This is a genomic window from Pseudomonas sp. DG56-2 (assembly GCF_004803755.1).
In the GTDB taxonomy this organism is placed as follows: Bacteria; Pseudomonadota; Gammaproteobacteria; order Pseudomonadales; family Pseudomonadaceae; genus Aquipseudomonas; species Aquipseudomonas auratipiscis.
On sequence record NZ_CP032311.1, the window covers coordinates 3,603,663 to 3,614,362 of the forward strand.

The 10,700-nt window shown below is 57.2% G+C and carries 10 protein-coding genes and 1 tRNA gene; 7 read left to right on the forward strand and 4 right to left on the reverse strand.

The annotated features are described in order from the left end of the window. Nucleotides 1-26: 26 nt before the first annotated feature. Nucleotides 27-674: a Qnr family pentapeptide repeat protein gene (locus D3Z90_RS16280; protein WP_136477039.1), complete on the reverse strand. Its 648-nt coding sequence runs from the start codon at nucleotides 672-674 to the stop codon at nucleotides 27-29. Between the two features lie 434 nt (nucleotides 675-1,108). Between D3Z90_RS16280 and D3Z90_RS16285 the strand changes: the two genes are divergently transcribed. Genes D3Z90_RS16285 through D3Z90_RS16295 form a run of 3 tightly spaced genes read left to right on the forward strand, consistent with a single transcriptional unit; the run spans nucleotide 1,109 to nucleotide 2,770 of the window. Continuing rightward, on the forward strand, nucleotides 1,109-1,432 hold the full coding sequence (locus D3Z90_RS16285) for a hypothetical protein (protein ID WP_136477040.1): 324 nt from the start codon (nucleotides 1,109-1,111) through the stop codon (nucleotides 1,430-1,432). Between the two features lie 44 nt (nucleotides 1,433-1,476). Further along, nucleotides 1,477-1,719 (forward strand): DUF4224 domain-containing protein, encoded by a 243-nt coding sequence (locus D3Z90_RS16290; protein ID WP_136477041.1) that lies wholly within the window; start codon nucleotides 1,477-1,479, stop codon nucleotides 1,717-1,719. Between the two features lies 1 nt (nucleotide 1,720). Then, nucleotides 1,721-2,770 (forward strand): tyrosine-type recombinase/integrase, encoded by a 1,050-nt coding sequence (locus D3Z90_RS16295; RefSeq protein WP_136477042.1) that lies wholly within the window; start codon nucleotides 1,721-1,723, stop codon nucleotides 2,768-2,770. 99 nt (nucleotides 2,771-2,869) lie between these two features. On the opposite strand, the gene D3Z90_RS16300 is transcribed toward D3Z90_RS16295, so the two are convergent. Further along, a tRNA-Cys gene (locus D3Z90_RS16300) sits at nucleotides 2,870-2,943 on the reverse strand. A gap of 310 nt (nucleotides 2,944-3,253) precedes the next feature. Here D3Z90_RS16300 and alkB point away from each other — a divergent pair. From alkB to D3Z90_RS16320, 4 genes are all read left to right on the forward strand, one after another. Further along, nucleotides 3,254-3,907, forward strand: a complete 654-nt coding sequence (gene alkB / locus D3Z90_RS16305; RefSeq protein ID WP_136477043.1) for a DNA oxidative demethylase AlkB — start codon at nucleotides 3,254-3,256, stop codon at nucleotides 3,905-3,907. Nucleotides 3,908-4,011: 104 nt separating this feature from the next. Beyond that, a complete protein-coding gene (locus tag D3Z90_RS16310; RefSeq protein WP_218571403.1) occupies nucleotides 4,012-5,007 on the forward strand; it encodes an alpha/beta hydrolase in 996 nt (331 codons plus the stop codon). Continuing rightward, the gene (locus D3Z90_RS16315; protein WP_136477044.1) at nucleotides 5,004-5,609 is read left to right on the forward strand and encodes a trans-aconitate 2-methyltransferase; all 606 of its coding nucleotides are present in this window, start codon (nucleotides 5,004-5,006) and stop codon (nucleotides 5,607-5,609) included. The genes D3Z90_RS16310 and D3Z90_RS16315 overlap by 4 nt, the downstream gene beginning before the upstream one ends. A 113-nt stretch (nucleotides 5,610-5,722) precedes the next feature. Continuing rightward, the gene (locus D3Z90_RS16320) at nucleotides 5,723-7,663 is read left to right on the forward strand and encodes a DNA topoisomerase III (protein WP_136477045.1); all 1,941 of its coding nucleotides are present in this window, start codon (nucleotides 5,723-5,725) and stop codon (nucleotides 7,661-7,663) included. Between the two features lie 13 nt (nucleotides 7,664-7,676). Here the strand turns inward: D3Z90_RS16320 and D3Z90_RS16325 are convergent, their stop codons facing one another. Together D3Z90_RS16325 and D3Z90_RS16330 are read right to left on the reverse strand one after the other, a co-directional pair. Further along, nucleotides 7,677-8,501 (reverse strand): bifunctional 2-polyprenyl-6-hydroxyphenol methylase/3-demethylubiquinol 3-O-methyltransferase UbiG, encoded by an 825-nt coding sequence (locus D3Z90_RS16325; RefSeq protein WP_136477046.1) that lies wholly within the window; start codon nucleotides 8,499-8,501, stop codon nucleotides 7,677-7,679. A 48-nt stretch (nucleotides 8,502-8,549) separates the two neighbouring features. Next, on the reverse strand, nucleotides 8,550-10,643 hold the full coding sequence (locus D3Z90_RS16330; protein WP_136477047.1) for a TonB-dependent siderophore receptor: 2,094 nt from the start codon (nucleotides 10,641-10,643) through the stop codon (nucleotides 8,550-8,552). Nucleotides 10,644-10,700: the final 57 nt, after the last annotated feature.

Consider the following 10,700-nt stretch of genomic DNA (forward strand, 5'->3'; position numbering starts at 1 on the left):
TACCCGCACCGAGCTGAAACGTCGGGCTAGCCCAGCACATTAATTCCCAATCGAGCAGCAAGATCGCTCATCTGATCACGGCTGACCTTCACGCCCTCCACATTGACTGTCCTGATATCCAAGTCGCCGAGTTCCGAGTCCGTCAAGTCGCAGCCGGTAAAATCTGCAGATCGCCAGTCAATTGCGGTGAACTCACCACCAGAAAGGTCCGAACCGGAAAAATTGGCACCAGTTACATTGGCACCCGTCCAGCGGTTGTCCCACAGTTCACACTTTTCGAGATTCACCTTGGAGAAGTTGGCATAGGCCAAATTACTCTTATTGATGTAGGCGCTGCAGAACCAGGACTTGTTGGAGATAACGTTCATGAAGCTGGCACTACTGAAATCAGCCCCCTGCGCCTTGCATTCGCTGATTTCCAACCCTAAAGCGCTGGCAAAATTGAAAACGCAGACTGACAGGTCGCAACGCTTGAAAGAGGCGCCTTTCAATTTGGCGCTGCGAAAGTTGCAACCGATCTGGCGATCTCGGTCATAGAAGCTGCAGTCAATGAATTGCGTTTCCGTCAGGTCCGTTCTGGAAAAATCACAATCCAAGAAAGACACACCACTTACGATTCGGCCCGTGAATTCGTTCACGTCGATTCGTTTATTTTCAAATACTTGCGATTCCATAACGCATTCCTACACGACTCGATAGCGCGACGAATTTATCATCACAGCGTGAGTCATAAAAAACTTTCCCATCTCAAACTGTAACAAGACGAGAAACAAATTCTAGCTGCTGTGCACCTGCCTCATCCTGAACGATGTGGGCATCACTACTGCATCTCCTGCATCCGGCTGCACGTCCACAACTAGCGCCAAGTCTACGCATCTAGTCAGACCTACGCCCGTGCTGGCGCCCCGCTGGACTGATGAAAGGTGATCGCGTCGAGACGAGTGCTCGTCCAGCCAGGCTTACGTCGGTCTTGGACCCAGGACAACTGACTGTGCGAGCAAGAACATCATGACAGGCGCCTTGATCAGCGTCTGTAGGAAAATCCTGATTTTCCCTCCCCCTACAACAACTCAAGCCTGCCGGTGGGCGGGCATGGAGAGCTATTGCCATGACGAAAGAAGAGCTGGCCAGCCTGCCCGGGAAAGTGAACATCGCCATCGAAGCGGGTAAGGCTGCGGCGGTAGCCTGCAAGGACGATGGCGGAAGCGCCAACTGTGACCGTGTCGTGATTCCCATCCCGGGTATGCGCGCTAAATCTCTGCCCGGTCTGCCTGGGTACGTGCAGAAAAAGAGTGGATGGCACCAGCAAAGCATTCACCTTGATACCCCGTGGCCAGGGATTGGCAACCGGCACAGCGCAGGCGTCCGTGCTATGCACGAATCCCTCAGGACCCAGGGCGTCGACTGCTACGTCTACTACCAGGTCGATTAACCCCTCCCCACCTCTGCCGCCATGCGCGGCGTGGAGCCTATCCCATGGAAACCGAAATTCTCTCGGAGAAAGAACTGGCCGAGCTGACCGGCTACAAGGCCAGAGGCTACCAGCGCCGCTGGCTTCAAGAGCGGCAATGGCACTTTGTTGAGAGCCGCGGTGGTCGGCCGCTCGTTGGTCGACAGTACGCCCGCATGAAGCTGGGCGTAGCTCTTGAAGTAGTGCCCGTGACACCCCCGCCCCTGCCGACTCCGGCATGGAGACCTGATTTTTCGCGAGTGAAGTGAAATGCGACCAAGAAGTACCGAGAACCGCGATTTGCCGCCTGGCGTTTATCGACGCAAGCGCATAAGGAAGAACGGAAACATATGGGTCGGATACTACTACCGTAACTCTCTGGGAAAGGAGATTCCGCTCGGTACCGACCTGGTGAAAGCGAAGCTGAAGTGGGCTGAGCTTGAAGCAAAGGCCACACCCGCCGAGCTGACAACGATGAAAGGGATCTTCGATCAGTACGAGAAACTCATCATTCCGAAGAAAGCACCTCGGACCCAGAAGGACAACATTTACGAGCTTAAGCAGTTGCGCACCGCATTCGACCCAGCCCCGATTGATGCAATCACCCCGTCGATGGTCGCCCAGTATCGCGATACACGATCAGCTAAGACCAGGGCAAACAGAGAAATCGCTCTACTTTCACACGTTTTCAATACAGCAAGGGAGTGGGGGCTCACCACGAAAGTGAATCCGTGCCTGGGGGTTCGCAAGAACAAAGAAAAGCCTCGAGACTATTACGCCAACGAGGCCGTATGGCAGGCGGTTTATGAGGAAGCATCAGAGGAGTTAAAGGATGCGATGGACTTGGCATACCTCACCGGCCAGCGGCCAGCGGATGTGCTCTCCATGCGGAAGGACGATGTGGAGGGGGTCTACTTGCGAGTCAATCAAGGCAAGACAGGCAAACGACTGAGGATCGTGATGGAAGTGGATGGCGTGAACAACAGTCTGGGTACGCTGCTCGAGCGCATCAGACGGAGAACCAGCGATCACCTGTCGCCGTTCTTCATCTTGAATAGCAATGGAAAGAAGTTGTCCTGGGAAATGTTGCGCAACCGTTGGCAGGATGCGCGAGAGGCTGCTCGAGTGAAGGCAATCAGCGAGAAGAAGCCAGAACTTGCGAACCGAATCGCTCAGTTCCAGTTCAGGGATATCAGGCCTAAAGCGGCTTCCGAGATCACCGACTTGGCCGATGCTAGCCTGCTGCTGGGCCATTCGAAAGAAGGCATTACCGAACGGGTTTACCGTCGTATCGGCGCTATTGCCAAGCCTTCGAAATAGGAAAGTTTCGGAACTCCTACCTGAAAGTTTCGGAACTCCAAGCTTTTCGAACGCTCAAAGAAAAACCCCGCAGACGTTAATCTGCGGGGCTTTCAATAATGGAGGCCGAGGTCGGAATCGAACCGGCGTAGACGGATTTGCAATCCGGAGCATAACCACTTTGCTACTCGGCCTCAAATGCCCGAAACCCTTGAGTAAGCGATCTCAAACATATACAACTCTTTAAGGAAATAACTGATTACAACTGCTATCCCCTTGAAAACGCTGAGCTTTTCAGCTGCCTCGTTTTCGATGGACGCAATTATGTACTCATTCGTTTGAGCTGGCAAGCCCTTGAATTCAAAAAGTTTATTTTTTTCCTCAACACGGTACGACGAGCCTGGATACACGGCCCATGCCCCTGAAACCAAGGTCACGCACCACTGCAAAAGGGTCTTATGATAGTGCCTCCCCCTCTGCCTGCCTGATCAACTGTCGTCGACCATGCAAACCGAACTGGATCTTTTCGACCCCGAAAGCCCGCTGCCGCCCCAGTGGGTTGCCGCGCAGGCTGTTGTTTTGCCCGGGTTTGCCTTGCCCCAGGTTGAGGTGATGCTCCCTCTGTTGCGTCACGTGGTCGCTCAGGCTCCGTTTCGCCACATGCTGACACCAGGTGGCCTGAAAATGGCGGTTGGGCTAACGAACTGTGGCGCGTTGGGATGGGTCAGTGACCGCCAGGGTTACCGCTATAGCCCGGTCGATCCGCTGAGCAATCGTCCGTGGCCGGAATTGCCCGGTGTACTGGTAGAGTTGGCCAGTCGTGCAGCGCTGGTGGCCGGGTTCAGCGACTTCCAGCCTGATGCCTGTCTGGTCAACTGCTATCGCCCCGGCAATCGCTTGAGCCTGCATCAAGACCGCGACGAGCGCGACTTCACTCAACCCATCGTGTCGGTGTCGCTGGGGTTGCCCGCAGTGTTCCTCTTGGGTGGGCATAGCCGTAGTGAACCCACTCAGCGTATTGGTCTACGCCACGGCGATGTACTGGTCTGGGGTGGTGATGATCGGCTGCGCTTTCATGGGGTATTGCCGCTCAAAGCCGGCGCACATCCCCAGTTGGGCAACCTGCGGATCAACCTGACCCTGCGCAAGGCTGGGTGACGGCAACCGTCTTGCACCTCTCTTCCTTTACCTCTACAGTCCTGTGCGCTCACACAATCAATAATGAGAATTGCTACTAGCACCTGACAGGAGTCGCGGTGGAGATGCAACGGATTAAGGAACTCGCAGCCGTGCTGGCTCTCTCGCTGCCTCTCACCGCTGCTGCATCAATGAAAGAAACAGCGATCCAGATTTCAGGCCCTCAAGGGCCGCTTGCGGGCAGCTTGCTCTCCAGCGAGCGCAATGCTGCGGTAGTGATCATTGTTGCGGGCTCCGGCCCCACCGATCGCAACGGCAACAGTCGTGAAACTGGCCTCACCCCCTGGACCTACAAGATGCTGGCTCAAGGCTTGGCTACACAGGGAATTGCCAGTTTGCGTTTCGACAAGCGCGCGGTGCGTGCCAGCGCCGGAGCGATTGTCGATATTAGCCAAATCATTATTGAAGATTACGCCAGCGACGTGCGAGCCTGGGCAGACCTGTTGCGCCAGCGCTTGCCTGGCACCCCGATCTGGATATTGGGCCATAGCCAAGGTGGCTTGATCGCCCTGCTGGCGGCACAGGACAACCCAACTATCCACGGCGTGGTCCTCGTCGCCACTGCGGGGCGCAGCCTCGATCAAGTAATGGTCGAGCAACTGCAAAGACACCCTGAATACACCTCGCTCGTCGCGCCTGCGTCTTCAATACTGCGCCGTCTGAAAGCCGGCGAGCCAGTGGAAGACCAACACATAGTACCGGCGCTGCAGCCAATCATGCGCCGAGAGGTGCAAAGCTTGCTTATCAGTGAGCTGGCTCGCAACCCGGCACAACTCATTGCCCGCACCCCCCAACCGGTCCTGATTGTGCAGGGTGGCCAGGATTTGCAGATAACGCAAACCGACGCAAATTTGCTCAAGGCAGCGAAGCAAGATGCTCACCTGGTGATCCTTGAGCACGCTAACCATGTGCTCAAGGATGTGCCTGTTGATGATCGGCAGGCCAATTTTGCCGCCTATAGCAACCCGCAACTACCATTGGCCAAAGGCCTTATGCAGGCATTAAGCAGTTTCATTCTCGCCAAACAGCCTGCGCATGACCCGGAACCCCATCAACGATGAACGACGAAATCTCAAGCCAAGCCAACTACCACCTCGCCGCTCAAAAAATCCCTGTATATGCACACCTAAGGCAGACTGTTGAACAGTGCTACTGGGCTGCCGGAAGCAGGGCAATTGACGTTGGTTGCGGTGCAGGTCGAGATAGCCGTTACCTGCTTGAGCAAGGCTTCGTTGTTCATGCCTTCGATCAAGATGCCAATGCACTGGCCCACCTGCAGGACCTCAATGCGCATCCTCGACTAAAGGTGCACCAAAGCAGCTTCGACGCCTTCGATTACCCGCAAGCCGATCTGATCACCGCTTGCTCCAGCCTGTTCTTCTGCCCTCCTCAGGTTTTCCCCGCGGTCTGGCAGAAAATAGTCCACGCCTTGCGGCCCAATGGCGTGTTCTGTGGTCATTTCATGGGGCCCGAAGACAGTTGGGCGCAACTACAGCCTAATGATTTGAGCGTTCATGAATATGAGCAGGTCGAGCAACTAATGCGTGGCTTCGAGGTGCTCGATGTATACGAGCACAATCAACCAGGACAAACCCTGCTTGGTAAACGCAAACACTGGCATAGCTGGTCGGTTCTGGCGCGCAAGACCGACCGCTGTGGGTGAACATCTTTTGCAGAAACACTTGACTGTATATACATACAGATAAAGCTTGCCAGCCCAGTCAATCCTGCGCATTCTATGCCTCACTCCAGCCATAGAATGACTTCAACGCCGGTATGCGTCTGTTTCTTTGCGAAAAGCCCTCCCAGGCCAAGGACATTGCCAAGGTTCTCGGCGCCAACCGCCGCGGCGATGGCTGCTGGGTTGGCACTGATGTCACCGTCACCTGGTGCATCGGCCACCTGCTGGAAACCGCCCCGCCCGACAGCTACGACGCTCGCTACAAACGTTGGGTACTGGCTGATCTGCCAATCATTCCAAGCCAGTGGAAGATGCTGGTAAAACCCAGAACCGCCAGTCAGTTCAAAGCTGTCAAACGCCTGCTGGGAGAGGCCCGAGAACTGGTGATCGCTACCGATGCCGACCGCGAGGGAGAAATGATTGCCCGGGAGCTGGTTGAGCATTGCCGCTACCGTGGGCCGATTCGCCGCCTGTGGCTGTCGGCACTCGATGATGCATCGATCCGCAAGGCCTTGGCTGCTCTCAAGCCAGGTAACGAGACATTCAGCCTTTACCATTCGGCATTGGGCCGCTCACGCGCGGACTGGCTGATCGGTATGAACATGAGCCGTTTGTTCACTCTGCTCGGCCGTCGATCTGGCTACCAGGGTGTTCTGCCCGTAGGTCGGGTGCAAACGCCAACATTACGTCTTGTAGTGGACCGTGACCGCAGCATCGCCGACTTCGTGCCGGTAGCATTCTGGGCCATTGATGTGGTGCTCGACAGTGCCGGAACGCGCTTCACTGCACAATGGCGCGCCAGCGAAGACACCTGTGATGACCAGGGCCGCTGCCTGAACCAGTCACTGGCGCAGCAGGCTGCCTCCGCGCTCAGCAATGCCGACTGTGCGCGGGTGATCAAAGTTGCTACCGAACGCGTGCGCGAAGCGGCTCCCCTGCCCTTCGACCTCGGCACCTTGCAGGAGCTGTGCTCAAAAAAACTCGGTCTCGGCGCCCAGGAAACCCTCGACATTGCCCAGGCGCTTTACGAAACCCACAAGCTGATCACCTACCCGCGCAGTGATTGCGGCTATCTGCCATTGAGCCAGCACGCCGAAGCTTCGAGCATCCTCGGTGCCTTGCTGCGCGCCGACTCCAGCCTGGCGCCGCTGCAACAGCACCTGCAGGCCCAACGCCGCTCAAGGGCCTGGAACGATGCCAAGGTCAGCGCCCACCACGGCATTATTCCCACCGCAGCAGCGAGCGATCCTTCGCGCTTGCCACCCAAGTACAAGGCGGTCTACACCTTGATTCGCGCCCGCTACCTGGCGCAGTTCCTGCCTAATCACGAGTACGACCGCACCCAGGCCGACTTTGATTGCGCAGGCCAGGCTTTGCGCGCAGTGGGCAAGCAGATTGTCGAACCGGGCTGGCGCCGCGCCCTGCCTGAAGCCTTGACCCCGGCCAAAGGTCGCGAAGCCCCGGTTGCCCAGGTGTTGCCCGCCTTGCATCAAGGTCAGGATTGCGCAGTAGCCGAGGTCAACCTCAAGGACTTGTGGACCCAACCGCCGAAACCCTTCACCGAAGGCGACTTGATCAAGGCCATGAAAAACGTGGCCAAGCTGGTGGATGACCCACGCCTCAAGCAAAAGCTCAAGGACACCACCGGCATCGGTACCGAAGCCACCCGCGCAGGCATTATTCAGGGCCTGCTTGACCGTGGTTACCTGGTCAAACAGGGCAAGGCGCTGAGTGCTACACCCGCTGCGTTCAGTCTGATCGACGCGGTACCCCGGGCGATTGCCGACCCTGGTACCACGGCCATCTGGGAACAAGCGCTGGACATGGTCCAGAGCGGAGAGATGAGCCTGGAAGAGTTTGTCGCCAAACAGTCCGCCTGGATGAGCAAGCAAGTGGAGCGTTGCGCTGGATTGAGCCTGACCATCAGTGGCCCGGCGGTGCCGAAAACACCCTGGAAGAAAAAGCGCAAACGCAGCACCGCAACAGGTAAAACTGCGGCGAAAGCGCCACGCAAACCGCGGGCAAAAGCGCAGTAAAGCCGTGCGCTGATCAGCCCGCCTTTACCGCCTGCAGGGTATAGCTCAGGGGCAGACGCCAGGGGTCTTTATCCAGCGACCACTCTCCGGCCGAGTTCTTACTCATCTGTCCCGGCAAGGCCTCCCAGGGAATACTGTCGTGTTCCACCAGCGCGGTGATCTGCATGCCTTGACGCAACAAGGCAGTAACCACTTCACCCAGGCCATGACTCCACTCATGGGTGACCGTTTCGCTAAGCGCTGTGTCGGTTTCGACATAGGTCTGGTCGCTGTCCCAGACCATCGGCGCTTGTCGCTCGAAATAGGGGTACTCGATCACCAATCGATCCTGGTAATCCTCATTGACCGCCAGCAGCATTGGATGACCTTCACGCAAGAACAAGCGCCCTCCCGGCTTGAGCAACGTCGCGACCGTTTGTGCCCAACGCTCGATGCTGGGTAACCAGATCAAGGCGCCGATGCCGGTGTAGACCAGGTCGAAAGCACCCGGGGTCAACACCGTATCGGCCGCGTAGACATCCGACTCGACGTATTCGATTGGCTGGTCGCAACGCTGGGCCAGGGCACGAGCCTGTGCCAGCGATTGCGCGGAAAAATCCAGCCCACTCATCTGCGCCCCCAAGCGCGCCAGCGACAAGGTATCGGTACCGATATGACACTGCAGATGTACGGCGCGCAAACCGCTGATATCGCCAAGGCGCGGCAGGTCGAAACGTACCACTTGCGACAGGTGCCGAGGGTCGGCAATGAACTTGCCGACTTCATACTCTTCAGAGGCTGCGTGCAAAGACGCTCGTTCATCCCAACTGCGGCGATTCAGGTCCATCGAGTCGCTCATGGCCGGCCTTCCTTTGGCAAAATGTTCAAGCGCCCGACTATAGCCCCCTCAAAGCGCCAGGCTCAAGCTGACCATCAAATTGCGCGGTTCTCCAGGCAAGTTCCAGACTGCGTTGTATCCACGCTCGTAGTATTTGCGGTCGAACACATTGTTCAGGTTCAGGCCCACGGTAGCGCTTTCGTTGACCTTGTAATGTGCCAGCAGATCGAGAGTGCTGTAGCTTGGCAAGCGAAAGCTGCTACCTGCCTGACCGGAACGGTCTCCTACGTAGTTGGCCGCAGCACCCACATCGGAGCCCTGCAACAGGCCGTCCTGAAACGCATACACCGCCATCAGGCTACCGCTGTGCCGGGGGATGCCCAGCAGGTCGCTACCCTTCGGCAAGTTGGCATCGCCTTTGGTGACCTCGGCATCGATGTAGGCGTAAGCACCGATCAGTCGCACGGCATCACTGAGCTGTCCACTGAACTGTACGTCAACGCCCTGGCTGCGCGCCTTGCCGGCAGCGATGCTGTCGCCAAAGGCGTCGGTGGTGATGACGTTTTCCTTATCGATCTGGAACAGTGCCAGGGTTGCGCCCAAGCGGCTGTCGAACAAGTCCAGTTTGAGCCCGGTTTCATAACCCAGTCCCTTCTCCGGTTTGTACACCTGCCCCTGGGTGCCAATACCGTTGGGCTTGAACGAAGTCGAGGCATTGGCAAACACACCGACCTCAGGCGTGAGTTGATATAGCAACCCTACGCGCGGCGTGGCGACGTCTTTTTCCTGGGTATTGCTCACGCGACTGCTACGGTTTTGCGCCGTCTGTTCGATGTGTTCCAGACGCACTCCAACTAGGCCGCGCAAGCGGTCGGTGAAGGTGATCTGATCTTGCAGGTTGAGCGCGTAGCTCTGGGTGCTCTCGAAGAAGTCATTGGCTCGGGTCAGAGGTGGCTTGGGTTTGCCATACACCGGGTTATAGATGTCCAGCCCATACGCCAGTGACGTGGCGCTCTGCGGATACTTCTGGCTGTTGCGGTAGTTTTCGTACTCAAGGCCAATCAGGCTCTGGTGCTGCCACCCGGCAAAATCGAACTGGCCATGCAGTTCCGCCTGGGTGATGGAGTCATTCCATTCAAAATCACGCTCTCGATAGAAGCGGCTCAGCGTAGTACCCACCAGCCGCTGAGGCTCGGAACTGTTGCCCTTGAGTCGACCCTGCGTGTAATGATTGGCCAGACGCAACTTCCAACTGTCGTTGAGGTAGTGCTCCAACGTCAGGTCCAATGTCTGGTTGTCGTTGCGGATGCGCCCATCGTTGGGCTCGCCAAAGAAGGCCGAGCGACTGACAGCGCCAAGCGCGTTGTTGACTGCCGGAACACCACGGTCGAACACCGACTCGGTGCGCGAAAATTCACTGTCGATCGACAGCAGCGTGTCCGGGCTCAACTGCCAGCTCAGCGACGGGCTGACGATGCGTCGTTCACTGCCAACGTAATCACGAAAACTGCCGTTGTCCTCCACCGCCAGATTAACCCGCGATAACACGCGGCCGTCGTCGCTCAATGGCGTATTCACATCCAGGCTGCTGCGGTATCGGTCCCAACTTCCGGCGCTGGCCTTGAAGTGAGTGAACGCATCGGCCTGGGGGCGCTTGGTGACAATGTTCACCAGGCCACCCGGGTCGCCACGGCCGTACAAACTGGCCGCCGGCCCCTTGAGCACTTCGATGCGTTCGATATTGGAGGTGTCCGGGGCGCTGTAGCTGCCACGGTTAACCGCAAAGCCGTTCTTGTACAGCTCGCTGGTGGTAAAGCCACGCACGCTGTAATTGAGGAAGGTCAGCCCACCAAAGTTGTTTTGTCGGCTCACCCCACCGGCAAAATCCAGTGCGCGGTCGATGCGGGTGGTGTTGAGGTCTTCAAGCACCTGGCTCGGTACCACGGCAATACTTTGGGGAGTGTCGCGAATATCGGTATCGGTTCTGGTTGCCGTACTCGAGCGGTTGGCGCGATAGCCCTGTACGGGACCATTGGCGGACTCTTGGAATTGACGCTCACTCACCGTCAAGATGTCGAGCAAAACAGGCTCGGCCGCAGCAGCTGGCAGCGCGAGCAACGAGGCAGACAGGCCGAGCGGCAGCCTTCCTGGGAAGTAGTTCATGGGAGCTCCTTATGAATTATGTAATAACATAACAACTAAAGCAGCCATTGGAAATCG

Bases quoted from the DNA above. Each gene is read 5' to 3' on its own strand.
- D3Z90_RS16280 (WP_136477039.1), bottom strand. From the start codon at position 674: ATGGAATCGCAAGTATTTGAAAATAAACGAATCGACGTGAACGAATTC.
- D3Z90_RS16285 (WP_136477040.1), top strand. From the start codon at position 1,109: ATGACGAAAGAAGAGCTGGCCAGCCTGCCCGGGAAAGTGAACATCGCC.
- D3Z90_RS16290 (WP_136477041.1), top strand. From the start codon at position 1,477: ATGGAAACCGAAATTCTCTCGGAGAAAGAACTGGCCGAGCTGACCGGC.
- D3Z90_RS16295 (WP_136477042.1), top strand. From the start codon at position 1,721: ATGCGACCAAGAAGTACCGAGAACCGCGATTTGCCGCCTGGCGTTTAT.
- alkB (WP_136477043.1), top strand. From the start codon at position 3,254: ATGCAAACCGAACTGGATCTTTTCGACCCCGAAAGCCCGCTGCCGCCC.
- D3Z90_RS16310 (WP_218571403.1), top strand. From the start codon at position 4,012: ATGCAACGGATTAAGGAACTCGCAGCCGTGCTGGCTCTCTCGCTGCCT.
- D3Z90_RS16315 (WP_136477044.1), top strand. From the start codon at position 5,004: ATGAACGACGAAATCTCAAGCCAAGCCAACTACCACCTCGCCGCTCAA.
- D3Z90_RS16320 (WP_136477045.1), top strand. From the start codon at position 5,723: ATGCGTCTGTTTCTTTGCGAAAAGCCCTCCCAGGCCAAGGACATTGCC.
- D3Z90_RS16325 (WP_136477046.1), bottom strand. From the start codon at position 8,501: ATGAGCGACTCGATGGACCTGAATCGCCGCAGTTGGGATGAACGAGCG.
- D3Z90_RS16330 (WP_136477047.1), bottom strand. From the start codon at position 10,643: ATGAACTACTTCCCAGGAAGGCTGCCGCTCGGCCTGTCTGCCTCGTTG.